We start from the raw sequence: 25,213 nt of genomic DNA on the forward strand, positions 1-25,213 counted from the left end.
TCAAGCAGAAGCATGAGGCTACGGGGCTGAACATGAAAAAAATGATTAATTTAAAACCAGGCAGAACCAGTGCTGTGTTTATCGGTATGCTGCCGTTTGTTTTGCTATTGGTGATCTATATGGTGAGCTCAGATGCCCGCCTGGCGGTCAACCCCAGCGACAAAATGCTGCCTGCGTTCAGTCAGATGGGAGAGGTTATCTATCGTATGGCGTTTGAACCCAGCCGTCGCACGGGGGATTATGTGTTCTGGCAGGATACCTTAAGCAGTCTGATGCGTTTGGGAACCGGTGTTCTGATTGCGGCGGTATTAGGTCTGTTGATTGGCTTGCTAACGGGTTCCTTACCCGTTGTAACTGCAAGTTTTTCCCCTTTGTTAACGGTGATTTCATTGGTGCCGCCTTTGGCGCTGTTGCCCATCTTATTTATTGTGGTTGGTTTGGGCGAAGCCGCAAAAGTGACCTTGATAGCCATCGGGATTACGCCGTTTATCGCCCGGGATATTCAGCGCCGCACCCAGGAAATTCCCTCTGAACAGTTGGTTAAGGCGCAAACTCTGGGGGCCAATACCCCTCAGATTTTGATTCGTGTTCTGCTGCCACAGATTATGCCGAAACTGATTGACGCAGTGCGTTTATCTTTAGGGTCGGGCTGGTTGTTTTTGATTGCCGCAGAAGCGATTTCTTCAACCGAGGGATTAGGGTATCGCATTTTTCTGGTGCGTCGTTACCTGTCGATGGATGTCATTTTACCTTATGTGGCGTGGATTACTCTGTTGGCTTTTTTGATCGACTTTTTATTGGTTCGATTGAATCGCCGACTCTTTCCCTGGAGCCTGGAGGGCAGTGTATGAACGGATCTATTCATGCCGATGCAAATGTCTCCAATGGCAATCAAGCACGCAATGGAAACAAAAAAAACGCCACCCCGATTATTCAGGCTGCCAACATCAGCAAAAGTTACGGCCACGATATCATTCTTGAACGCGTGAATGTGAGCGTACAGGAAGGCGAGTTTATTACTCTGGTCGGTGCTTCTGGTTGCGGTAAAAGCACGTTTTTAAAAATGATTCTGGGTATCGAATCTGCCACCAAAGGTGAGTTGCTGCTGGATGGCAAACCGATTCCCAATGAACCAGGGTCAGACCGTGGCATCGTGTTCCAACAATATTCTGTATTCCCTCATATGACGGTATTAGAAAACGTCATTGCTGCGAAAGGATTCCAAAAATCCTCCCTCACCGGATATTTGTTTGGCAAACAGAAAAAAGTAGCAAAGCAGGAAGCCACTGAAATGCTGGAGCAGGTCGGTCTTGGCCATGCTTTGAATCGTTACCCACACGAGTTATCCGGCGGTATGAGGCAGCGCCTTGCCATTGCCCAGGCGCTGATCTGTAAACCACGGATTTTACTGTTGGATGAGCCTTTCGGTGCGTTGGACCCAGGCATTCGGGCTGACATGCATGCCCTGGTATTGGATCTCTGGCGCAAGCATGAATTGACTATTTTTATGGTCACCCACGACTTGAAAGAAGGGTTTTATCTTGGCACCCGATTATGGGTATTTGACAAGCTTCGTCATGACCCTCACGCACCCAATGCATATGGCGCTTCAATTACCTATGACCTGCCTGTGGGCCACATGCCAGTGCCGCTTTATGAAGAAATCGATCAACGTATCAGGCCGCTCCCCAATGCGGATCAGAATACTAAGGACCATTCATTATGAATCAATATAAAACCATTATCCCCGCTGCAAGCCATTGGTCGTTACGAGTACGTCGTGGCATGCAAATGACCCTGACTGATATCGAGGGTGATGCCAATGTCGGTATGGTATTTTACAACCCTGAAAACCTGCTGGAGCGTTATAACGCGCCAGACACTTTAAAATGTCAGCACACGTTTAAACTGACCAAAGGTCATTGCCTATATTCTGATATGGGACGCATTTTTGCCTCTATTATTGAAGACTCTGTTGGCTGGCATGAAACCGTGAGTGGTAATAGCCATGCCTCTCACATTGAACGCAAATGGGGCAAACGAGATTATCAAAACGATCGCAACGACTGGATGCAGAACGGCCACGATGCCATGTTGGTCGAAATGGCGAAATACGGTTTGAACAAAGCTGATATCGCAGCAAATCTGAATCTGTTCAGCTGTGTGACGACGGATGCTGAAGGAAATATGGCGTTGGTACAAGGCAATAGTCCGGCAGGTTCTCATGTAACACTGCGCTTTGAAATGGATACTTTGGTGATGTTGCATACATGTCCGCATCCGTTGAGTAGTGCGGCGGAATACCCGAGAAAACCGGTTTCCATCCTGCTGGAAAAAGCCGCTCCCGTGGCTGAGGATGATATCTGTAAGATGTCCCGTCCTGAAAATCAACGTGGATTTGCCAACAATGCACTTTATTACCTGGGGTCCAATCAGAGTATAGATACCGTTAAGGAGGCCCAATCATGATCCAGGAAAGCCGATTGAAAGCAGAACATGCCAGCGCGGTGTACCACGTCAATGCCGGTGATTATTTTATCGGTGTTGTGAAAGCAGGCAGTACGTTTCGTATTGTTGATTTAGAGGGTAATCAGGCGGCCGACACGCTGTTTTATAACGCCAATGATCCCGCTGAACGCTACAGTGCAACAGATACCCTTCGTGAACAAGGCAACGTGTATTTAACCACCGGGTCTGAAATCCGTTCCAACCAAAACCACGTGATGCTGGAAATCGTTGCTGATACCTGCGGTCGTCACGATACTTTGGGTGGTGCTTGTGCCACGGAAAGTAATACCGTGCGTTATGACCTGGAAAAACGCTGTATGCACGCCTGCCGCGACAGCTGGATGCTGGCGATTGCCGAACATCCGGAGTTTGGTTTATCGAAGCGGGATATCAGCCATAATATTAATTTTTTCATGAATGTGCCTGTTACCGAAGCAGGTGGTTTGACCTTTGAAGACGGTATTTCGGCACCGGGTAAATATGTCGAAATGGTCGCCAAAATGGATATCGTCATACTGATTTCCAACTGCCCACAATTAAACAACCCCTGTAATGGCTACAATCCAACGCCGATTGACCTATTGGTGTGGGATAAATAAAAAGCTCAGAGGTTACTTAGTCAACTCAGTGGACGACCACTGACGTTTATTTCTCTCCGGGACGGCCCGGCCAAGGTTGAACCATGTTTAACAAGGTATTAATTGCCAATCGTGGCGCGATCGCGACGCGAATTATTCGTACCCTGACTAAAATGCAGATTGGCTCCGTAGCGGTATATGCCGAATCCGATGCCAAGAGCCTGCACGTTAAACGCGCCGATGAAGCATTTTCATTGGGTGAGGGCAGTGCCAGTGAGACGTATTTGGATATGGAAAAAATCCTTCATATCGCCAAACAGTCAGGTGCCAACGCCATCCATCCGGGTTACGGTTTTTTAAGTGAGAATGCGACCTTTGTGCGTCGCTGCGAAGAAGAAGGTATCGCATTTATCGGTCCGACCGCTGATCAAATGCTTGAGTTTGGTCTGAAGCACCGGGCACGGGAATTGGCAGAACAAGCCAATGTCCCCTTATCTCCGGGCTCAGAGCTGCTCACCGATTTAGACAGTGCCTGTCAAACCGCCAGCGAAATTGGTTACCCGGTGATGCTAAAAAGCACGGCTGGTGGCGGTGGCATTGGTATGTACTTATGTCAGGATGAGAAAGCACTGCGCGACAGTTTTGATTCCGTACGCCGCTTAGGTGCCAATAACTTTGCGGATGATGGCGTTTTTCTGGAAAAATTTATTGCCCGTGCCCGTCACATTGAAGTTCAGATTTTTGCGGATGGTAAGGGTGGGGCATTGGCTTTGGGCGAACGGGATTGTTCCAGCCAGCGGCGTAACCAGAAAGTCATCGAAGAATGCCCGGCACCGAATTTAACTGATGATGTGCGTAAACAGCTTCATCAAACCGCAGAGTCATTATTGTCATCGGTTCAGTACCGTAATGCAGGGACGGTAGAGTTCATCTATGACATGGACACCGACAAATTCTATTTCCTGGAGGTAAATACCCGCCTTCAGGTAGAACATGGTGTCACCGAAATGGTTTACGGAGTAGACCTGGTGGAATGGATGGTGCGGCTGGCCGCAGGGGAAGACCCTGAATTGGATCGTAAACGTGTCGCGTTAAAGCCGGAAGGTCATGCGGTACAGGTACGTGTGTATGCCGAAGATCCTTATAAGGATTTCCAGCCATGTGCCGGTTTATTGAGTCAGGTTCAGTGGCCTGCAGAAGATGCCGATGCTGCTGTTCGTATTGATTCCTGGGTGGAAACCGGCATTGATGTCTCGCCTTATTTTGACCCGATGCTCGCCAAAATCATTGTTCATCAAGGGGAAAGGGGGGCTGCGCTTGTCCGGCTAAAAGCAGCATTGGATGACTGTGTGTTATATGGCACAGAAACCAATCTTGATTACTTGAAAGCACTGGTCACTGATCCGGTGTTATTACGTGGTGAGGTCAGCACTCGTTACCTCAATGAGTTTGTTTACCAGCCCGCGCGTATTGATGTTGTCAGTGGTGGTACGCAAACCACGCTACAGGATTTTCCGGGCCGTCAGCATTATTGGAATGTAGGCGTGCCTCCCTCTGGTCCGTTCGATAATTTCCATTTTCGTCTGGCGAATCGTTTGCTTAATAATCCTGAATCAGCCGCTGCGATGGAAATAACCCTGCAAGGGCCGGTCTTGACGTTCAGTTTTGACACAAGGGTGGCCATTTGTGGTGCCAGGATTGATGCCAAAATTGACGGGCGAGTGATAGAACAAAATCAGGTGGTGAGTATCAAAGCCGGTGATACCTTAACTCTTGGCCGCATCAAAGAACACGGAGCACGCGCCTATCTGGCGGTTGCCGGTGGTTTTGATTGCCCGGATTATCTGGGCTCGAAATCGACTTTTACCTTAGGGCAGTTTGGTGGCCACAATGGCCGGGCTATCCAAACCGGCGATGTGCTGCATACCTTGCCGGCTGCACATGAAGATACGTGCACGGCATTGCCAGACACACTCGTGCCGGTACTGGGCAATCAGCATGAATTGCGGGTCATTTATGGCCCTCACGGTGCAGCGGATTTCTTCACCCCGGAAGACATTGAAATGTTTTTCAATACTCACTGGGAGGTTCATTACAACTCCAGCCGAACCGGTGTGCGATTGATAGGTCCGAAACCCAAATGGGCACGCCAGGACGGTGGTGAAGCAGGGCTTCATCCGTCTAACATCCATGACAATGCCTATGCGTTTGGAAGTGTGGACTTTACCGGAGATATGCCGGTTATTCTCGGACCCGACGGACCATCTCTTGGTGGTTTTGTGTGTCCGGCGACTGTGATTTCGGCAGATTTGTGGAAGCTCGGGCAATTGCGGGCGGGTGATAAAGTGCGCTTTTTGCCAGTGACTTTGGAAGATGCAATCGCTCTTGAGGCAGCGCAAAATGATGCCTTAACCAATCTGGTGGCATTTACCCAGGACATCGCACCTTGTGAGGTGGATACGCCGATTTTGAAAACCTTGTCGGCGGATCATTTTGGTGACGAAATTGTCTATCGTGCAGCAGGGGATCACTTTTTGCTGGTGGAGTATGGCGAACAAATATTGGATATTCGTTTGCGTTTCCGGGCCCATGCTTTGATGCAATGGCTGGAGCAACATTCATTAGCAGGCATGCGCGAACTCACACCGGGTATTCGTTCCCTGCAGATTCACTACGATAGCCAGAGACTGAATTATCAAACCTTATTGGATCATCTGGAAACAGCGGAAACTGCCTTAAGTGAAAACCTGACGGAGCTGACAGTACCTTCCCGCATCGTGTACTTACCGCTTTCCTGGGATGATCAGGCCTGTCAGGAAGCGATCGATAAGTACACCCAATTAGTCCGTTCCAATGCGCCCTGGTGTCCGAGTAATCTAGAGTTTATTCGCCGTATTAACGGTCTGGACAGCATTGACGATGTGAAAGATATTTTGTTCAGTGCCAGTTATCTGGTGATGGGTTTGGGGGATGTGTATCTCGGGGCACCTGTGGCGACACCTGTCGATCCCCGTCATCGTCTGGTCACCACCAAATACAATCCGGCGCGAACCTGGACGGCGGAAAACTCTGTCGGCATCGGGGGTTCTTATTTGTGTGTGTACGGTATGGAAGGGCCGGGTGGTTATCAGTTTGTCGGCCGTACCCTGCAAATGTGGAATCGCTACCGGCAAACCAGTGCCTTTAGTCAGCCCTGGTTGTTACGCTTTTTTGATCAGATTCGTTTCTACCCGGTCAGTCATGATGAGCTAGAGAAAATCCGCCAGGATTTTCCTCATGATAACTATTCCATTCGTATTGAAGAGAGCACTTTTTCCTTATCGGAATACAACGCATTTATTACTGACAACAACACCAGCATCAATGAATTTAAACACCATCGCAATAAAGCCTTTGAAGCAGAGCTGGCGCGTTGGCATGCCAATGGGCAGTTTCACTTTGATATGGATGATACAGAAGCGGTAACGACCGACATCACCTGGAGCGAAGACGCAACAGTTGTTGACAGTCCGATTTCCGGCAGTGTCTGGCAAAGCCAGGTAAAACAGGGTGATGCCGTGGAAGCCGGGCAGCTGTTGGTGATTTTGGAATCCATGAAAATGGAAATTCCAATTTACGCACCTGCCGCCGGAAAGGTATCGGATGTGTTAATCAAAGACGGCAGCCGCGTCAACGCAGGCCAGGCCATTGTTGTTTTGGAGGAAAAAGCATGAGCGTGAATATGACAAACAGCAGCACTAACAACTCCCTCGATATGGGTTTCAGCGCTCTGCGCGCAGCATACCAGACGGGCAGTGCCACGCCAGCCAGTGTGATGGCGGATATTCGTGAACGAGCCAAAGCGTATGCCGATCACAACATCTGGATTCATCTGTTAACAGAAGCGGAGCAGGCTGTGTGGTTGGAGGCCTTAAAGGATAAAGACATCGATAGCCATCCTTTGTGGGGTATTCCGTTTGCCATTAAAGACAATATAGACTTGGCGGGTATTCCGACCACCGCAGGCTGCGAGGCCTTTGCTTATACACCGGAACTATCCTCTCAAGTGGTTCAACAGTTGATTGATGCTGGGGCTATTCCGGTTGGTAAAACCAACTTAGACCAGTTCGCCACCGGCTTAAATGGTACCCGTTCGCCACTTGGGGCGTGCCATAACGCATTTCATTACGACTATATCAGTGGGGGTTCCAGTTCCGGTTCGGCGGTTGCCGTGGCGCTTGGGTTAGCCAGTTTCAGTTTAGGTACAGATACTGCTGGCTCCGGTCGCATTCCTGCCTGTTTTAATAATCTTGTGGGTGTGAAACCCAGTATTGGTTTGTTGTCAGCGACGGGATTGGTGCCTGCGTGTCGTAGCCTGGATTGCATCACTATTTTTGCCTACAACACCGATGATGCCAATATTGCTCTGGCAGCGGCAGAAGGTTTTGATCAGAGAGATGGTTATAGCCGCCAGAATCCATTTGCCAATCAGGCACGTCATTATGGCTTGCATACCGGGCCGTTAAAGGTTGGTGTGATTCCAGCTCATCAACTGAAATTCTTTGGTGACGAAGGTTACGAAAAAGCCTATTGGCAAACTTTGAATTTACTCAAAGAGCAGGGCTTTGAGTTCCAGGAAATTGACTACGCACCATTCGATGAAATCGCTCAGTTGCTTTATGAAGGTCCTTGGGTGTCGGAGCGCTACCTGGCGACCCAGCCATTAATTGATGAAAATCCAGATGCGATTTTCCCTGTCGTTCGCGAGATCATCGCCCCCGGCGGTAAACCACCCGCCACAGCCCTGTTTAAAGCACAATACCGGATTCAGGATTTAAAACAGATCTGCCTGGCGCAAATGGCCCAAATCGACTGCCTGCTCACGCCGACAGCAGGACGTCATTTTACCATCGCAGAGATGTTGGAAGAGCCGATCAAACGCAACAGTGAGTTAGGTTACTATACCAACTTTATGAACCTGATCGATCTGGCCTCCATCGCCGTACCAACAGTCATGACGGATCACGACATGCCATTTGGCATCACCCTGGTAGGGCCAACGTTCAGTGATCGCATGTTGATGTCCATCGCCAACCGCATCCAACAAACGCTGCCGTTGGCTAAAGGGACACTGGAGGTGATGGCTGCACCAACCAATATAACTCCGGTGGGCAGTCCAAAAACCATTGATGTGATGGTCTGCGGCGCGCATCTGCAGGGTCAGCCACTGAACTGGCAATTAACCGAACGTGGCGCAACCTTAAAAGCCAAAACCACCACCGCGCCCGTCTATCGCATGTACGCCCTGGCGGGTGGACCTCCGTTCCGTCCGGGCTTGATTCTGGATACTGGTACTGGTGGTGAAGCCATTGAAGTGGAAATCTGGTCCATGCCGGTAGACAACTTCGGCAGCTTTGTCGCCGGTATACCCGCGCCACTTGGCATTGGAAAAATTCAACTCGCTGATGGCACCCAGGTAACTGGATTTATTTGCGAGCCCTACGGTATTGAAGGCGCGCAGGAGATTACCCGGTTTAAAGGCTGGCGTGCGTATCTGGAAAGTATAAGGTAGTTGAAACGAATGCAGCATGAAGTGAATGCTGCATTCGTTAGGAGGCCTCTGAAACATAGGAATAGTGTTGATGCAGGCGAGGAAGCACCACTCGCAACACCGCAGTTTACGGGCGTAAATGAGGATGTGAGACGGGGGCTGACAACGTCCTGCGCGAAAATAGGCCATTTTTCAGAGGTTCCTTAGCTTTGTTGTCAGTGAACAACATGATGTTTAATAAAATTGTAAGATGTAAACACTGAGTGATAGCGCCCCAACAACCGAAACAAATTGAACGTGCGTGCTAAAGTCGAACCCATTTTGGGTGTCATGAAAGGCCGGTTTGGAGTTACCAGAGTTCGGTACAAAGGTTTGGCAAAGAATGCCCATCATTTATTTGTATCCTGTGCGTTGGTGAATCTGGTTATGGCAACAAAGACGTTTATATGACGGAAAAAACTGTTATTACAGGCGGCGTATGCCTGTTAAACCCGTATTGAATTGGCAATGCCAGCCTATACGAAAAAACAGACTCTAAATTAAAAAAACAGATGGATTCTGAAAATTTGATGAGCAAGGTGTTGTCGACATCAACTATTCAGACCTGCCCTAATACGACATGTTTCATCTCGCACTCCTCCTGAGCTGTTATGCCTTTTGTTCGGCACATTACGATACCGATGTAGTAAGCAGGAGGAGACCTTCTCATCGGCATCATTACTTGTCGGGTTTAATAAAAGCCTTTGCTCGTTGTAACCGTTTGGTTCCAATCAGGAGACACCAGGAAACCAACCGGGGGTTTTCCAGATTACTTCCCAGAAAGGCTTGGGGATTGTAAGCGCCTGCCTTTGACCGGCTTCGAGTTTTGTCCGGATGGTCTCCGGCACACCTGCAGTAATTTTCTGGACCCATTCCGGGTCGATGATCATCTCCCGTCCAAGAGTAACGAAATCTATTCCGGTTTGAAGCGCGTCTAACGCATCAGCCTCGGTGTGAATTTCCCCTCCCGCAAACAGAGGAACACGGCCCGCAACCGCTTCAGCAAGAAAACACAAACGAGATTGATCCTTTGGCATGTCGCCACGGCGGGGCGGGCTCCGGTAATCGTTAACAAGTACATCAATGTAGTCTGTTCCTTGCGCGATCAATGCTTCCACGAATGCCAGTGCGTCATCCATTGTCAAACCGGGCTCAAGGATTTCCTCCGGCGTGAAGCGATAGCCGACCGCAAAGGGACGCTTGGCATTTTTCTTTGCGGCCTCCTGTGCCGTATTAAGAAGTGCGAGCGGAAACGCATGGCGTTTTTCACGGCTCCCGCCCCAACGATCTGTCCGCCGATTTGTGTATGGAGATAGAAACTGTTGAGGCAGATAACCATAGCCGCCATGAATTTCGATGCCATCGAATCCGGCTTTAATTGCCCGTTCTGTTGCAGATCGAAAGCTCTCGATAATGTTGCCGATTTCAGCGTCGGTAAGTACGCGCGGAACCACAATACTGCGGTCTGGCGTAGCAATGCCGCTAGGGGAAACAACATCACCATCCGGCACTAAGGTGGGGGGACAAACGCCGCCGCCATGATGGAGTTGCAGAATTGCCTTTGCACCTGCGCCTTTGATCCTTTCGGCCCAGGCAGTCAGCCCGGGCAACAGAGAGTCATCATGCGCAGCAGGTTCTCCGGCATAGGCCTTGCCGTTTGGGGAGACCGCAACACAGGCCGTAAATACCAACCCCGGCCCAGCGGAGCGACGTTCAATGTAATCAAGTTCGGCATCGCTGACCGAACCATCTTCAGGAGAAGAATAATGAGTCATAGCCGCAAGGGCGACCCGATTTCGACAGAGGATCCCCGTCTTCAGGGGTACTTCTTCCAGCAGAGGATTATTATCTGGTCTTGGGGGGGTAAATACCATGTTATGCCTTCCTGTTGGTTTTCATTGTAGATATGCGGGCTTTCAACCTGCATCGGTGCGCGGGGCTGTATTGGCTTCGTTGCGCAGAACAAACAGAACCCCGAGGATAAGGGTGGCGCAGCCGGACAGAACGAGATAGCCGGTCGTAATCGAAGTTGCTTCCATCAGTGGCCCTAACAGAAGCGGCGAGACAAATTGACCGAGAAACATACATGTGCTGAACATGGCCATGGCACGCCCAAGCAGGGATTCCGACACATAATCATCGATCAAGACTGAAGTGGTGGAAAATGCCAATGCATTGCCGATACCGAGTACGGCACTTGCTGCGGCGAGTACGATAAAGTCACTGGATGTGCCGAGAGTCAAAAAGGCCAGAACCCACGTCAAAGCAGTCAATCGCAAGAGGGTAAGGTAAGAAAAGCGCTTGCCAAGCCTTCCAAAAACGACGCCAACCAAACTCGACACCGCCGCCATAATCGCCATGTAGATTGAAACTAGTACCGGAGTCGTCAGACCAAGTTCGCTCAAACGCAGTGGCAAAAAGATCGCCAATGCATAGAGCATGACGGCCTGTATAAGGACGAGAAAATAAACTGCGATAAGGGCTGGTCGCAGCAAACTGAGGACTGATTCTTTGTAGTGATCTGGGCTTGGTTCATTTCCAGAGCCTGGAATGACAACTAGTGCTGTAAGACCTAATGGTATACCCACGGTATAGAGACCGAAGGTGGCATGCCATGAGAAAGCTGTAGCCAGTCCGCCGCCCATGATGGGAAAGAGGACACCGCCAAGGCTTGTCGCTGTGGTGCGCCAGCCCATGACACGATCGCGGATTGCACCGCGATAAAGCGATAGCATTGCCACCGTGGTTCCGGCGAAAATGAACGCCGCGCCGATGCCGAAAATTGCACGGCTGAAAATGAGTACCGAATAGTTGGATACGAATACTCCCGCACCACCAGCCAACCCATAGAGCAGCAGGCCAGCAGCCATGGGCCCACGAACACCCCATCGGTCGATCATCCATCCCACCAGCGGGCTGGTGATGGCAATAACCAGCCCATGCATTGTGAGAATGAGGCCGGCCGCTGTTGCATCTATCCCAAGGTCACTGCGCATGAGTTCCACGACAGGCACGATTGCCGACCCAGCCATCACTGCGAGTGTTGAGGCTAGTAACAACAGCGTCAGCGCTGCACGGTAGTGGATCCGATCCTCCAAGGTATCTTCTCCGTCGATAATGGGCATTGCAGGCATGAACTTCTCCATAGATGAGACAGGGCTTGGCGGAACAATATGCCACTAAGTGACATTTGTCAAAAAGAGGCTTTTGCTTCTAAGTGTAATTGCACTTCGGGTGCGATATGATTAATATGAGGCATGGAATCTAGTACTAACACCACAGACAACCGGCGTCTGCCACTTCGGGAGCGAAAAAAACTTCGCACACGACGTGCGCTCACCAACACTGCTCTTGAGCTTTTTACCGAAAAAGGTTTTGCTGCGACAACACTTGATGAACTGGTTGATCGCGTGGATATCTCAAAGAGGACCTTCTTCCGCTACTTTGCTTCCAAAGAGGATGTCGCCATAGCGACCGAAGCCGAGTTCTGGGAGGCTTATATCGATGAGGTCCACGACCGCGACGTGCAGGGACAGCTCCTCACCTTCCTGAAAGAGACGCTCCTGACAACGCTCCGCTCGATGGACCAGGACTGGGACAGACGTTTCTTCCAAACACGAAAGATTGTGGCTTACGCAAGCAGTTCCGTTCTATACGACTACTCGGAACTTGCCTCGCTGCGAGCCCAAAGGCAGTTGATCGATGTTCTCGGAGACAAAATCGGCATAGATAGCCGAGAGGATGTCCGTTTCCGCATGCTCGGCGAATTCGTACTCGGCGCGTGGCGCTGTGGTGCCAGTAATTGGGTTGCCGGTCGAGGAGCAGGAGCGCAAGGTATTCGGGGTCATGGTGGCCGGGACATGCTCATTCGCAGAGTTGAAGAAGCATTTGACGCGATTCCCAAAACTCTTTCGCTTACAGCACCTGGATGAGACAAACTCCCAGACGAGAAAAAATTGCCGGGCCTTTTGGGTTAAGTGTATTGCTCAGCGGTACCGCTTGACTCAACTCTTCATAGCGCATCCGTTTCTCAATGCTATGAAGCTCGTAATATAAATACCATTGTGCTGAACTTTGGCGTTGCTTCTTATCTATGGAACCTCTGAAAAATGGCCTATTTTCGCGCAGGACATTGTCAACCCCAGTCTCACATCCTCATTTACGCCCGTAAATTGCGGTGTTGCGAGTGATACTTCCTCGCCTACATCAAAACCATTCCTATTTTTCAGAGGCCCCTAGCTCCAAAGCAACCAAGAATATCGTTCTGACTGATCTGGGAGCGTAGCAGGTTACTTGAGGAACTAAGTTTGAACTAAAGCATTTGACGTGGTTATATTACTTATCCGTGAGATCACGTTTTGCATAAATGGCCGCGCTCGAAAATGTTGCAAGGGTTTTCGATGTGATTGTTGAGTGTGGATTTATGCATACTCTAGACAGAACTCCAAACCATGCTTTACACCCACCATTTTAGAAATTCTAAAATTCGGCATTTGAGATAAGTATGCCTCAAATAGACCCACGCTAATTTCAACACCGGCTTTCTTTGCTTTTTCCTCAAGCATATTTGGTGTTAATTCTTTTTCGGTGTATACAACCAATCCTTGATTGTATCGATTCCCCGTTATTACACCTACAAGCATAAAGCCAGATTTAGTTTTGACCGGAATCAAAAACTCGCTCTTTATTCCATCGCTATCAGGTGTATGTGTATTTTCTTTGTCATCATTTACACCTAATGAGCTGTCACCGGAAAGCGCAGTGCATAAACTACAACGATAGATTGCTGCTCCAGTGCACAGCTTTGTTACGCATTTGTTGATATTACGGTTATGTTGAACCCTTCTTCAGCTGTGGGTGCAACGAAATACCGGGTAACACCTTCAAACATCTCGTCTGTATCTGTTGCCGCTCTATGTGGTTGTTCTATCCGTCGTTTTGCGATTTGCCCCAAGCAAATCTCATTTGGCTGATCGATGTAAATTAGCTCATGTGGAGCCTGCATCTCCGAAAAAATGCTTTTAAACCATGCTCGTTGGGGAATTGTGTTTGCCGGAAAGTCCATTACCACGTTAGTTCCAGTTGCCAAGATTGATTGAACCAGTTTTTTCATTTGAGGTTTAAGCAGGCCAACACGTTCAATGTAATCTTCTAGTGTCTTGATGCTATTCGGATAAATAGAAGAAAGCCACTCATCTTCTGAAAGTAGTACAGCGTTTCGTTCTAGCGCGACTTCACGAGCCTTTGTAGTTTTGCCTGCACCCATTTTCCCACAGAAAAACGTCAATAACCCCTTGTTCATTTCTTACCTCTTTTTGACAAAACACTTGCAACATTGGCGAGGTCTTTTTCGCGTCAATTGCTTGTTTATTGTTAGTTTCTACTTATGGCTCCTTAAATTGCATGATCAGCTCCTGTAACTGCAGCCCAGTATTTGTCACCATATGACCAATGCCACCATTCATATGGGTAATTTACAAAGCCTCAAGTTCACTAAGTCAACGAGATTGAACCTTACACACCCGATTATCCGATGGAGAAACACCCGTATGACAGAAAAATGGTGACAGAAAAACCGGACATCCACACTAATAAAAAACAAAAAGCGGAATCACCTAGATGTGATGGCTGAAGTCTTTGGAGAACAAGGAGTTCATGCCTGCTCAGTATTTGGAGCGGTATCAGTTAGAGGAAATCTGCCAATAATAATTGACTCCATCTTTGAGGTCACAGATTGAACGTAGGCGCCAATCTAAGCTCATAAATATGCAGTATCGGATAATGCCGGTTGTTGGAGTGAATTTCAATGGTTAGGGTGGGGGCCTGTTATCGAGTGACGCGATTTGTTAGTACTCTCACCTCGATTACATCCTCTGGCTTCACGGGCACTTCCTGATATCCATCCTGGTCAATTCTGCATGCATTAGGGTTTATCACTGCATGGAATGACGACACTAGTATTTTCCCCCATGGGTGTTCAATAAAGGTTTTTATCTGATTTGGATATAGTGCGCACCGTATAACTAGTGGCTTTCCGATTTCTCCAAGCCTGATACTTAACGCCTCGCCTAACTTGAAACACATACTCACCTGCTCGCCGCCATAAAGACTAAGTAAATTCTCTGAACCACCTCCACCACGCTTTATTTCAGTGAAGTTAAAAAAAATCCGATCGTCCCTTGCAGAGCTCTGGTTTCGGTTAAAATATCTACTCCACCTTTTTTTGATTTCCGTAATCTCTTTCTCGGAAAACCGGTGGCCATGCTGTTGCAAGAATTCCCTTCGTATTTCTTCTCCATTTCGCACAAGAAGCCCTTGAGCCAAAATGCTCTCCGGTAAAGCCCTTGTGTAGTGGACACCAATGATTCGGTTCTCATTACAGTATTGATTAATATCCCGCACCAAAGCCGAAACTTCACGACACTCAACAAGCTCATCCGAGAACTCATGTCTTCTACAGTGGTTTTCAATCCTGTGAAGACGTTTTGTAAATTCAACCGGCAGGTCTAGGGGGTTGGAGAGATCTATATCCATTATCGTATTAATACCCTATTTTTTCTCTAGAAGATGTGTTTAAGCATATCAGACGTTTCAGCTACTGTTGGCAAATCGTCATAAGGAGACGATGTGTGTTTATATAGACGATTAAGTGGCAATGGCTATGAGGTCGAAATTCCTCAGAGAAGTCCGCGTTCTATCCAAGTCAGGTAGTACAGTGTTAAAACAGAATAGATCAATTTTTTCTGGATGACGTATTTAATTCGGTTCCACATCTGCGAAGTCTATGTAAATTTTTATTCGTTTTAGTTTTTTTCAGAATCTTCATATACTGTTTGTCTTTTGCAGGCACGCTTGTTTTCAAATCACAACCACTTCTGAGGTCGTAATGGACAGAGAAGGGCTTGGATAAGGCGTTTCACCGTTTTCAGTTTTTTAAATCTGGATGGAAGTGGTCTTAAATGCAGAGCGTGGTTAGAATCAAAAGTATTAGCGTAGCTGTGTTTGATTTCTTGCTGCAGTATCAATTTTTAATAGTCGTTGTGATATCTGTCATTTGATATTTGGGCCATTCTGGCATTGGTGAAACATTCCGATTGTTGGACCCATATTGTCTGAGGCCAATGAAAGGTTTGACACTTAATTGTGTTTACGCATTACATTATTAACCCGGCGAAAATGATTGCCGGGTTAATAAAACACTAAAGGTTTCAAATATGTCTGATATTTTTGTAACGGATAGTCCGGGCTTCTCTACAATGCCCTCGCGATAAGTTAAGAAATCACGCCTTCAGTCACCTGTTCGGTTTGAAGCTCCTGTGCTATATCCACGATCCGGTTCATGAGTCGAACACCATCGGCGCGTGTTGATGATCCTTTGTAGGAAAAGCGCATGTCCAGGCTGGTGCGTGTTGTCTCGGTTGCGTTGAACTTGGTGCCGTGACCCAGATAACCACCGTCGAAAATAAGTACCTGGCCGTATTCAACCCGGATCGGATGGTAATCACACGCTCCGTAGTCACTTTCCAGCCAGAGGGTGGCGGTGTCGTCTACGGTATTGAACGGCAGCCAGAAGTTTACCTGATCAATGCGTTTGGTCACGATAATGTCGTGGTGAAACGAACTGACCGAAGACGTTTGTGGAAAATGTACCCGCATCTTGGGTGTTTCGGAGTAGGAAAGCGAAGCACCAACCCATCGGGACAGCACTCTTAACATAAAGTCATGATAGAGTTTGAAGAAATTTGATTCCTGTGGCAGTGCTTGCATCAGTTCTCTTAAGGTCAGGTTGTCTTCAGGGTTTAGATTCCGTTTGACGCCGTGCTTTCGATAATGTGCGAGTACGTACTGGTGAAGTTTTCCAAGGTTCGGCACTTTAAAAACGTCACGTTGCAAAATATAGGCAAACGGATAACGTGATGTGTCATAGCTCAACAGTACCCAAGGGCGTTTGGGTACCGGTCCGGCTTGATCAGTCAATTGCCGTCTATCAACAATTTCGTCTGTCATGATTATTCTCCCAGGGTTTTCAGTACCGAACGCAAACGTCTCAGGTTGTTGGTTGAACGATTCCAACCGTGCCATAAGAATAATCCACCCTGTTCACTGGCTTTGGCCAGTAGGTCAATAAGGTGCTGCCATGCCCAATCCGGCAGGCCATATTCAGGTCGATATTTTCGGTTGTTGGCTGCATTTTCTGAGACCGGAATCATGCCCCGTAAGGCAATGCGTTTGTCATCCTCTGTATGACCGGCAGTGCCGAAAAGCATCACGGAGAGTGTGATCGGATCAATCAATAACTTGATCTGGCCGATGCGTAATGTTGCCGGGCCGTCTTTCCAGGAGAACGCACCGTCGCTGTTCTGGCTGATGGAAACCGTTTTACCGTTGATTTTGCAGCTGTCCTGGCTCAGCGATATGCGGGCCATGGTTGCGCTGTCTGATTGCACCAGACGAACCTGATAGGTCCCATAAAAGTAATCCGGTATGGTGTGTTCCGGCTCGCGGGCATGGAAGGAAATATCCATGCCATCCACGTTAAATGATGTGGCGTTCACGCTGCAATGTTCTGCGGGTTTGTTGTTGATGTGAATAGCTATGGGTTGCGTTTTCGAGGATAAGTCCGGCTGTATGCTAACAAGGGTTGATTTTGTCCGGTAGTGTCCGGTCAGACTGGCTAAGGGCAGGGTACGTGGCAGGTGATGTTCGGTAGCGACCAGTTGATCATCAGTGCCGGGTTTTTCGGTGCCTGTCCAGACTGCACCGACGAGCCGACGGGTTCCTCGTGTTGTGCGGTCAACATGCAGCATACCGGATGTGTGTTGTTCTTGGCTGGCCTGCCAGTGGATCACACCGCCGCTGGCAAAGCTGGCCTGAACCCGAACGCCATTGACGTAAATGCTGTCGGCCTGTGCACTGGAGGGTTGGCCGTGAATGACAATACTCAGCTCCCGATCGTTCGCCAGGTAACAACCTGTCCAGGGGTACAGTGATTTGCGTAACAGAATATGCAGGTCGGTCGGTACTTCTGCCCAATCGACGTTAAAACCGTGAAATTCACTCCATTGTCTGGCGGCATCGTGTGGATCAGTGGCTGCACGTATGGCTCTGAGTAACGCTCGGGCGGAGGGTTCTCGTGTCAGCACTTCCTGGAGCATGCGAACAGATTCTGCAGATGCTTTGGTCCGGAGTCCTTTTGCCGCCAGTTGCATAGCACCGGCTTCGCGCAGGGATAATCGGCGGCGTTCATTTTCATTGAGTCCGCCAGCCCATTGCGACATGGCGGCACGCGGGTTTTCGCAATATTGTGTACGCAATTTTCCGTCTTCACGCAGGGCCAGAATAAATCGTGCGGCGGCGGTGTCCTCCTGCCAGTGATAACCGGTGGGAATATCAAAACGCGCAAAGTCGCTGAACGCTTTGCGTTCTTTGGGGCCGTATTCATCAATGACGCGCATGGGTGAGGATGCATGGCGAATGTTTTGTCCGGGTTTTAACAGGCCAAGACGAAGCAGCATTTCCGGATCGGATGTACCTACCTTGGCGGGAGGAATATAGAAGGTTGAAATACCGGTGATGGTGGATTGTACGCTCGGGTCGCGCAAACTGCTGATGGTATGATGGTCGCGTACCGGGTCGGCACCGGGGTAGCGTGAGCCGATATAGTTCACGACTTGATGATCCGGACCGTAGGTTTCTTCGAGATAATCCAGCAATACCGAAAAACCACTGTTTAGCGAACCTTCCCGACGATAACCCAGATCTCCCACCAGACCGACCTGCCATAGAATCAGATGCAGCTCCGGGTCCAGATGACGTTTTCGAATCAATGCGTCAGTGGCTTCAAATGTTTGCATGCCGGGCTGGCTAGGATCGATACCCAGGTCTGCGCATAAGGTATCGAGCGCGCTGATACCGGCACGCATGGTGACTTTATGGCCTTCGCGTTGACCGATCTGTACGGCGCGATGGGTGGAAAGGACAAACACCCCCGGATGCCCGTAAAAAATGGCCACCACGTTTTGCCCTTCACGCACAAAGTGCAGCATGGCTTCGGTCATCTGCATGTAGGTGGTGTAGCGAATTTTGGTGTCGTCGTACAGCACATACAGGTCGTAGGCATCCGGGCGCAGTCGCTTAAGCCAAACCACCGTTGCCGGGTCGGCCACGCAGTAGAATACTTTGTCGGCTTCGCGGATGCGGATTTCATCGGCTGAGGTAAAACCCACGGTTTCAATACCGGAGCCCAGAATGGTTAATTCTCCGGGTTTCTCCGGTCGGATGATTGCGTCTGAATCATGGCTGATCTGATCGGCTTTGGCCGCAATGGCTTGGGCAAGTTCGCGCCATCGGTTAGCGTGCTCTGTGCGGGAAGGGAAATTCTGAAACGGTTGCTGATAAAGTTGTCCTGTTTCCATAGTTTATTCGCTCTTACAATTGGCAGTCGAGTTGATCGCCGGTCAGCGCTTTGGCTGACCGGTACCTGTTTGCAGTCAGTGAACGGCTATTTTCCTTTGAGGTACTTCATCGCCACGCCACAACCGACTTTGAGTGGCAGGTCTTTGCCCTTGTACTGGTAGTTGCCAAGATTCTGAAAAGCGGCGGCATCATTGGCGCCTGCTTTCATGGCGTTGACAGCAGCCTGTTCATCATCCGATGACCAGCGCCAACTGTTCAATTCGTTGTCGGCGGTGGTATTGCCGGTGCCCAGAATGGTGGCAATGTTCATTTCAAGGGTGGTGGTATCGGCTTGGGACTCAGACACATAGTCGGCGAAGGTATCCCAACGTTCTTTAATGGAAACGCTGGTGTTAAACATATAATTAATCAGCACACCCAGGCCGGTTGTTTGCCGGGGCTGCAGGTTTTGCATGTCTTTCTCATCCTGATTTTTCCAAGCACCGAGGACTTTATCGACGGTCTGGAAGGCCACGTAAATGGCGGCACCTTCGATCAAAGTCGGGAACGCTTTGGTCATGATCCAACTGCCAACTTTGTTTAACAGCCCTGACACGCCGCCGGGTTGAATATCGACGTCAGTATCAATGTCGACATCGACATCGACGTCGATGTCAACGTCTGTCTGCTCATCAATGTCGATGTCCACATCTATGTCGACATCGACATCGACATCAACGACGACGCCAAAGTCCACGTCCACATCGATATCTATATCCACATCCACATCGACGTCCACGTCAATATCGACATCGATATCAACATCGATATCAATGTCGGTATCGGTATCGACGTCAACATTCACCGGGTCAGCATCGTCGCCCATGGCGCTGTCCGGCCCGGCACTGTCGCCGGTTTTATTGAGCCAGTCGCGCACGTTATTGGCCATTTTAGAAGCGTTCTCACCAATCCATTGCACGCCTTTGCCAGCGGCTTTCAGTAGATCCGCTGCAGCATTGATAGCCATGTAAAGCTGAACGGAGAAATAAACGCCATATACCATGTCGTATGCAATGGAGTACCAGGGCAGGGCAGGGTTTTGATAATCCTGTGCAATCATCTGATCCCCACCCGATGAACCTACAAATGCCCAGGTAATGTCATTCTCGGTTTTACCTTCCCACACCAGGTTACGAATGACTGACGTCAGATAAATACCGCTCTTGGGGGTGGCTCCGGGAGAGGTCAGTTGCGAGTTGAAGTAATTCAGGGTGACTGATGCACCGCCGGTGGGTGTATAGGTGGCTGTGCCATTTTCAATCACAATCGTACCGGTTTGTGTTTTCGGTACAATAAAACCTTCGGTGCTGGAGGCCGGTTCATAGCAGTAATAGGTACCGGGAAAGGCATACAGCTGATTTTGTGCCCAGTAGGTGACCGAGGTAAAGATGGCATAATCGACACCCGGATAGCCGTTGTTATTAAAAAATGTCGCGGTTTTATCATCCAGTGTACTGGGGTCACTGGCATTGTCTGAAACCAGTTCATTGAATTGCAGTGAAATAGGGTTATATGGCTGGCTACTGTAGATTTTAAAATAGCTCCAGGCACTTTCACCGATCTTCTCATCACTGCTGTCTACCGAAAATGTCTGGCTGCCGGGATCCCATTCAGCGGCAACCGATACTTTAACCGGCAGTTGATCCGATTCGCGTACCACCACGACGCGGGCAATGGATTCATCGGTTGAAAATTCCTGTGAACCATTGCTACTGACGGTGCCCATTTTGGTATAGGTGGGAATGTAGTCTTCCGGATTGGTGCTCGGTGAATCCGGATTTACATTGGTCATTGTGGTATAGACGATAACGGCTTTGTCCAGCTTGTTGTTGACGGTAAAATGATTTGTTGTTGTCATAATTTTTTACTCTCGCCGAGTGTTTGTTTTTGGTTGCGGTACCACTGAATTAGCATCCTGAAGTGACACTGCAATAACAGGTCGAACTGGATCAGAAATCTTCAAACTTCGGTAGGTCGCCTTCGCCTTCCGGGTCTTCGCCTTTACCGGCGTCTTCGCTCTCCTCATCCTGATCTTTAGCATCTTCCGCGGCTTCTTCATTGGCTTTAATCTGATCTTCCAGCTGTTGTTTTTGTTCTTCGCTGATTTGGTTACCCAGTTCATCAGTTGCGATGGAAAGGTTTTGGTTGGCTTCTGTGATATTGGTGGTGGCAGTGGAAATATCCGGTGGCTCCGCTTGCATGGGTTCGCCGGCATCATTTAACTGACTGCCAGCTTTTTCCAGTGCCGGTGTGGTTTCGATTTTGCCAATTTCCTCCAACGTTTCTCCGGTTTGGTTAATGGCGCCGTTGGTGTTGTCTTCGGCAATACTGTTTAGAGAGTCTTGGCTGGCAGTTCGTGTGTTGTTAACGGCTTCATTCATGGCTGATTCGGTTGTCGGGACATCAAATGAACTATCGCCGGAAATTTCCTGTCCCTGACTGCTGTTGGTCTGAGCTTCATTTTCGGCGGTGGTATTGGCCTGCGTTTCGGCATCCTGGACTTGCTTGTCGGTAGGGTCGCTACCTTTGTTTTCGGCTTTGTCTTTTTCCAGCGTTTCCTTTTTGGAAGACAGTTTGGTTTTCAGAAAATCCAGCGCCATCCATAAGCCCATCGCTTCCATAAAGTAGCCGAATACTTTGCTAAAGGTGAGGTTGGACCAGAACTTTGACCAGTCGGATTCTGGTGACAGTGGAATCGCAATCACCTGCTTGCTCTGAATGGTACCGACCAGGATCGGCCAGAGTTGAACATCACTGACTTTGCCATTAAAGCGCCCGGCATAGCCATATGTTGCACTGAGTTGAATTGGCCCTCCGTCGGAAAATGCACCATCTTCAAAGGACAGATTGACGGTGCTGTCATCGGAGCTTTTTAGCGTGATGGTGTAACCGGAGAGCGAGTCGGTCAGTGATGCGTTGGCGGGTGCATCGGAACGTCGGCTCGCCTGAATGGTGCCTATTGATTTGGCTCCTTTTTGACTGGCATCCGGTGCGCTGTATACGTAATAAGTGGCGCCGCTATTGTTACCAGAGGCTGAATTTTTCTGCACCCACATCTGCGCAAATGCCTGCAGATAGGATTGAATTGCGGTGTAATCCGGGTAAGTGACCAGTTTGTACGAGTCCTGAGACTGGAAGAAGTCATTCATCTGGCTGATCATGTCGTCAGCGGTTTTGGCTTGTTGTGCTTGCGTTAATGCATTCTGAAAATCTGTCGCCAGTTTGGAACTCGGCGCTGCCATGATGTTTTGACGAAACGTTAATGCCTGCGTCATGGCAGTGGTTTGATTACTCGGAATTTTCACAGGCGTCAGTGGTTTTGGCCAACCGCCTGTTGCTTCGTAATCCGGCCCGACACTGGTCGACATGACAGGAAATAAAATCGAAGGCTGAGAGACCAGTAGGTTAACGATTGGCATATCCGCAGGGAGATTCAAGGTCCCGCTTTTTCCTCCGGCCATCGTGGTGGAGTTATCGGAGAAGGTTAATTGTGTCAGTGTTTGTTCGTACCCTTGTTTGGGGTTGGTGTCTGATGTATTTGCACCGCTGATCGGCGTAACGGTTGTATTCGTATCGTTCTTGAATGAAGTTTGTTGTGGGGTGCTCATAGAAGTTTTCCTGTTTGAAATAACGGTTTTAAAGATTAAATCCCACTAATCATCAGGCAATAAAAGGCATCGTCTTCTGAACCAGAGAGTGAACATGAGTTGTTAAGTTATGAAACGGCGAATAGCACCGGACACTGCAATTGCATGCAGTGCTGGTTGATCTTAGCTTCCGGAAGGGTCCCGGTTGGTTTGTAATCGAGAGTGGCAGACATTCTCGAGGGGTAATTGAGGGGGGCTGATCATGTTCATGGGCTTATTCTCACAATGCAATTGAATTAACTCGGATTGGAGCTGGCACCTGCTGTCTGAAGCTCAGTAAACAGAGTGTGCTAACTAATTGCTGACATTGCTCGAAATTCATCCGATAAAGCTGATTTTGAATATAGTCTGTCTTTTTAGGCTGTCAAACAACTCACAAAAACTTACAGTTTTAACACTATGGTCACTACTTTTGATAGATCGGGTTTTAGCTAGTGCCTGTGTACGGAGACGGTTTTTAACAAAGTTTCCATGATTATTTTATTTGGTGCCAATAAATCGGTAGTCGATATATGACTATGGTAGGTAAATAGCCTCATGAATGTAGCAATTATGTCTTATCTGATTTTTTTAACCGATAGGCTAACTGGGCGCGGGTAAGTCCGACCCGGCGAGCAGCTTCGGCCAGGTTGCCCCCAGCGGTTTTGACGGCTTGCTGAAGAATTTGCTGTTCTAGTGCGTCAATGGAGATGGATTCCTTCCCGGTGAACAGGTTGGAGAAGGATAGTTCTGACGTTTCTGTTTTATTTTGGAGAGTATTTGATAGAGCGCCACCACTGTTGACTGAATATAAGACTGATTTGGGAATGGGTTCGTTACGAAACAGGTTATGAAGATCGACCGGGTTTTCGTTATCAGCATCAATGACGCCGCGTTCAATAATGTTTTGTAATTCGCGAATATTGCCGGGAAAGTCGTAGTGCAATAATGCCTGTGTGGCTTTCTGGGTAATGCCGCTGAGTGTTCTGTCGTGCAGCCGGCAGTAATGGTGAAAAAAATGGTTGATCAGTAGTGGGAGGTCATCTCGTCGTTCCCGAAGGGGAGGTAGTAGGATCGGAAACACGTTTAACCGATAGAACAGATCACTTCGGAACTCACCGCACTCGACGGCTTCCCGTAAATCGACATTGGTTGCGGCAACCACTCTGACATCCACTTTAATGGCTTTGGAGCTGCCAACCCGTTCAATCTCTTTTTCCTGCAGCGCACGCAGTAATTTACTCTGACCTTCGAGGCTCAGGGTGGCAATTTCATCCAGAAAAAGTGTACCGCCATCTGCACGTTCAAAACGTCCGGCGCGTTGCTGGACTGCCCCGGTGTAAGCACCTTTTTCAACACCAAACAATTCTGCTTCGATCAGGTTTTCGGGAATTGCGGCGCAATTAAATGCAACAAACGGCTGATGACTTCTTGGACTCATCCGATGCAGCATGGTGGCAAATAGCTCTTTGCCGACTCCGGATTCGCCGGACAACAGCACCGTTGCCTGAGTCGGAGCGACTTTTTTCAGACTGTGACTGGCTGCAGTAAATGCGGCAGAGGCACCGATCATTTGTGGCTCATTAATGACCGGATCGTGTGCTGAATCTGAAGGCAGATAAATCTCCTGTCGTGGTTCTTTAGGCGGCTGCGGACCGGACGCATTCAGGTAAGCCATATCCTCATCGATGTTGCCCCAATGTTTTGCCGTCTTACCGATGATGCGGCAAACGCTATGACCCATTGCCCGACACTCCACTTCCCGAAAGATCACCAGTGAGCCAACCAGTCCACTGACATACCCCATGGCATATCCCAGTTCCCACCAGCAGGCGGGTTCGGAACCGATACCGTAAGTTGCGATATGTTCTTCGTCTTCAGTACAGTGGTGCCAGAGGAATTCTCCTTCGTAATGGCCTTTTTTGGCATCCACATCGATGTTCAGTGTTTCGACCTGAACGGCCCCTTCCAGCGCGTGTAGTTGAGTACCGGCAATCAGTACTGAAGTCAGTTCGGCACCTGGCCAGCGTTTTCGTATGAGTTCTGCGTCCCGGGCACCGGAGGCGTATCCGGTGCGGGTCATAATGCCGCGTGCGCGTTTTATACCGAAGGCTTCAATGATTTCCCGGCGTAAAACGCCAAATGACGAGGTATGTATTAACTGCATGCGCTGATCATTCAGCCAGATACGTCCGTCACCCGGTGAAAACCTCAAGCATTCGGTGAGGTCCTCCAGTGTCGGTGTCTGTTGCAGTTGTTGTTGAATGTTTATGTGCTGCGAATCTGTGTCATTGGCGGCAGATTGAGATTGACGGGACATGCTGGCTAACGAAATGCGGTCAGGGTAATCCATGGTCTTATCCTCGGCGATGTATTGTTTTTATGTTCGCATATGATGAAATTTATATCAGGTTTATTGATATTGTTCATCATTTGATTAACAGCGGCTGCTGATTTGATCCAGTTTATCGGGCTGA

Annotated in this window: 18 protein-coding genes; 8 read left to right on the forward strand and 10 right to left on the reverse strand. The window is 48.9% G+C overall.

The genetic code is table 11. From position 1 onward, the window contains the following. Window positions 1-32: 32 nt before the first annotated feature. The 7 genes from ACQY6I_RS07120 (at window position 33) to ACQY6I_RS07150 (ending at window position 9,066) form a co-directional block, all read left to right on the forward strand. Entirely contained in the window at window positions 33-851 is an 819-nt protein-coding gene (locus ACQY6I_RS07120; RefSeq protein WP_428240781.1) for an ABC transporter permease, read from the forward strand. Continuing rightward, window positions 848-1,726 (forward strand): ABC transporter ATP-binding protein, encoded by an 879-nt coding sequence (locus tag ACQY6I_RS07125; protein WP_428240782.1) that lies wholly within the window; start codon window positions 848-850, stop codon window positions 1,724-1,726. The genes ACQY6I_RS07120 and ACQY6I_RS07125 overlap by 4 nt, the downstream gene beginning before the upstream one ends. Then, on the forward strand, window positions 1,723-2,469 hold the full coding sequence (locus ACQY6I_RS07130) for an urea amidolyase associated protein UAAP1 (RefSeq protein ID WP_428240783.1): 747 nt from the start codon (window positions 1,723-1,725) through the stop codon (window positions 2,467-2,469). The genes ACQY6I_RS07125 and ACQY6I_RS07130 overlap by 4 nt, the downstream gene beginning before the upstream one ends. Then, complete coding sequence (locus ACQY6I_RS07135) at window positions 2,466-3,107, forward strand: urea amidolyase associated protein UAAP2 (protein ID WP_428240784.1); 642 nt, start codon at window positions 2,466-2,468, stop codon at window positions 3,105-3,107. Before ACQY6I_RS07130 ends, ACQY6I_RS07135 begins: the two co-directional genes overlap by 4 nt. 83 nt (window positions 3,108-3,190) lie before the next feature. Next, on the forward strand, window positions 3,191-6,799 hold the full coding sequence (uca, locus tag ACQY6I_RS07140; RefSeq protein ID WP_428240785.1) for an urea carboxylase: 3,609 nt from the start codon (window positions 3,191-3,193) through the stop codon (window positions 6,797-6,799). Beyond that, window positions 6,796-8,637, forward strand: coding sequence for an allophanate hydrolase (atzF, locus tag ACQY6I_RS07145; RefSeq protein ID WP_428240786.1), 1,842 nt, complete (start codon window positions 6,796-6,798; stop codon window positions 8,635-8,637). The genes uca and atzF overlap by 4 nt, the downstream gene beginning before the upstream one ends. A gap of 276 nt (window positions 8,638-8,913) precedes the next feature. Then, window positions 8,914-9,066 carry a transposase gene (locus ACQY6I_RS07150; protein ID WP_428240787.1) on the forward strand — a complete coding sequence of 51 codons (153 nt, stop codon included), beginning with the start codon at window positions 8,914-8,916 and terminating at the stop codon, window positions 9,064-9,066. Window positions 9,067-9,386: 320 nt separating this feature from the next. Here the strand turns inward: ACQY6I_RS07150 and ACQY6I_RS07155 are convergent, their stop codons facing one another. After that, entirely contained in the window at window positions 9,387-10,529 is a 1,143-nt protein-coding gene (locus ACQY6I_RS07155) for an NADH-dependent flavin oxidoreductase (RefSeq protein WP_428240788.1), read from the reverse strand. A gap of 42 nt (window positions 10,530-10,571) precedes the next feature. Beyond that, a complete protein-coding gene (locus ACQY6I_RS07160) occupies window positions 10,572-11,789 on the reverse strand; it encodes an MFS transporter (protein WP_428240789.1) in 1,218 nt (405 codons plus the stop codon). A gap of 123 nt (window positions 11,790-11,912) precedes the next feature. On the opposite strand from ACQY6I_RS07160, the gene ACQY6I_RS07165 reads away from it, so the two are divergent. Continuing rightward, window positions 11,913-12,587, forward strand: a complete 675-nt coding sequence (locus ACQY6I_RS07165; RefSeq protein WP_428240790.1) for a TetR/AcrR family transcriptional regulator — start codon at window positions 11,913-11,915, stop codon at window positions 12,585-12,587. A gap of 489 nt (window positions 12,588-13,076) precedes the next feature. Here the strand turns inward: ACQY6I_RS07165 and ACQY6I_RS07170 are convergent, their stop codons facing one another. The 8 genes from ACQY6I_RS07170 to ACQY6I_RS07205 all read right to left on the reverse strand — a co-directional run bounded on the left by ACQY6I_RS07170 (window position 13,077) and on the right by ACQY6I_RS07205 (window position 25,089). Continuing rightward, entirely contained in the window at window positions 13,077-13,328 is a 252-nt protein-coding gene (locus ACQY6I_RS07170; protein WP_428240791.1) for a hypothetical protein, read from the reverse strand. A gap of 134 nt (window positions 13,329-13,462) precedes the next feature. Beyond that, window positions 13,463-13,957 (reverse strand): AAA family ATPase, encoded by a 495-nt coding sequence (locus tag ACQY6I_RS07175; RefSeq protein WP_428240792.1) that lies wholly within the window; start codon window positions 13,955-13,957, stop codon window positions 13,463-13,465. A gap of 524 nt (window positions 13,958-14,481) precedes the next feature. After that, window positions 14,482-15,189 (reverse strand): hypothetical protein, encoded by a 708-nt coding sequence (locus tag ACQY6I_RS07180; RefSeq protein ID WP_428240793.1) that lies wholly within the window; start codon window positions 15,187-15,189, stop codon window positions 14,482-14,484. A gap of 738 nt (window positions 15,190-15,927) precedes the next feature. Beyond that, entirely contained in the window at window positions 15,928-16,662 is a 735-nt protein-coding gene (locus tag ACQY6I_RS07185; RefSeq protein WP_428240794.1) for a streptomycin biosynthesis enzyme StrG, read from the reverse strand. Between the two features lie 2 nt (window positions 16,663-16,664). Next, the gene (locus tag ACQY6I_RS07190; RefSeq protein WP_428240795.1) at window positions 16,665-19,070 is read right to left on the reverse strand and encodes an SAM-dependent methyltransferase; all 2,406 of its coding nucleotides are present in this window, start codon (window positions 19,068-19,070) and stop codon (window positions 16,665-16,667) included. 86 nt (window positions 19,071-19,156) lie between these two features. Next, window positions 19,157-20,968, reverse strand: coding sequence for a hypothetical protein (locus ACQY6I_RS07195; protein WP_428240796.1), 1,812 nt, complete (start codon window positions 20,966-20,968; stop codon window positions 19,157-19,159). 91 nt (window positions 20,969-21,059) lie between these two features. Next, on the reverse strand, window positions 21,060-22,718 hold the full coding sequence (locus tag ACQY6I_RS07200) for a hypothetical protein (RefSeq protein ID WP_428240797.1): 1,659 nt from the start codon (window positions 22,716-22,718) through the stop codon (window positions 21,060-21,062). 589 nt (window positions 22,719-23,307) lie between these two features. Beyond that, window positions 23,308-25,089 (reverse strand): sigma 54-interacting transcriptional regulator, encoded by a 1,782-nt coding sequence (locus tag ACQY6I_RS07205; protein ID WP_428240798.1) that lies wholly within the window; start codon window positions 25,087-25,089, stop codon window positions 23,308-23,310. Window positions 25,090-25,213: the final 124 nt, after the last annotated feature.

The sequence above is a fragment of the Gynuella sp. genome (genome assembly GCF_050297175.1).
Taxonomy (GTDB): domain Bacteria; phylum Pseudomonadota; class Gammaproteobacteria; order Pseudomonadales; family Natronospirillaceae; genus Gynuella.

Coding starts and splice junctions, on each gene's coding strand:
- ACQY6I_RS07120 (WP_428240781.1), top strand. CDS start 33: ATGAAAAAAATGATTAATTTAAAACCAGGCAGAACCAGTGCTGTGTTT.
- ACQY6I_RS07125 (WP_428240782.1), top strand. CDS start 848: ATGAACGGATCTATTCATGCCGATGCAAATGTCTCCAATGGCAATCAA.
- ACQY6I_RS07130 (WP_428240783.1), top strand. CDS start 1,723: ATGAATCAATATAAAACCATTATCCCCGCTGCAAGCCATTGGTCGTTA.
- ACQY6I_RS07135 (WP_428240784.1), top strand. CDS start 2,466: ATGATCCAGGAAAGCCGATTGAAAGCAGAACATGCCAGCGCGGTGTAC.
- uca (WP_428240785.1), top strand. CDS start 3,191: ATGTTTAACAAGGTATTAATTGCCAATCGTGGCGCGATCGCGACGCGA.
- atzF (WP_428240786.1), top strand. CDS start 6,796: ATGAGCGTGAATATGACAAACAGCAGCACTAACAACTCCCTCGATATG.
- ACQY6I_RS07155 (WP_428240788.1), bottom strand. CDS start 10,529: ATGGTATTTACCCCCCCAAGACCAGATAATAATCCTCTGCTGGAAGAA.
- ACQY6I_RS07160 (WP_428240789.1), bottom strand. CDS start 11,789: ATGCCTGCAATGCCCATTATCGACGGAGAAGATACCTTGGAGGATCGG.
- ACQY6I_RS07165 (WP_428240790.1), top strand. CDS start 11,913: ATGGAATCTAGTACTAACACCACAGACAACCGGCGTCTGCCACTTCGG.
- ACQY6I_RS07175 (WP_428240792.1), bottom strand. CDS start 13,957: ATGAACAAGGGGTTATTGACGTTTTTCTGTGGGAAAATGGGTGCAGGC.
- ACQY6I_RS07180 (WP_428240793.1), bottom strand. CDS start 15,189: ATGGATATAGATCTCTCCAACCCCCTAGACCTGCCGGTTGAATTTACA.
- ACQY6I_RS07185 (WP_428240794.1), bottom strand. CDS start 16,662: ATGACAGACGAAATTGTTGATAGACGGCAATTGACTGATCAAGCCGGA.
- ACQY6I_RS07190 (WP_428240795.1), bottom strand. CDS start 19,070: ATGGAAACAGGACAACTTTATCAGCAACCGTTTCAGAATTTCCCTTCC.
- ACQY6I_RS07195 (WP_428240796.1), bottom strand. CDS start 20,968: ATGACAACAACAAATCATTTTACCGTCAACAACAAGCTGGACAAAGCC.
- ACQY6I_RS07200 (WP_428240797.1), bottom strand. CDS start 22,718: ATGAGCACCCCACAACAAACTTCATTCAAGAACGATACGAATACAACC.
- ACQY6I_RS07205 (WP_428240798.1), bottom strand. CDS start 25,089: ATGGATTACCCTGACCGCATTTCGTTAGCCAGCATGTCCCGTCAATCT.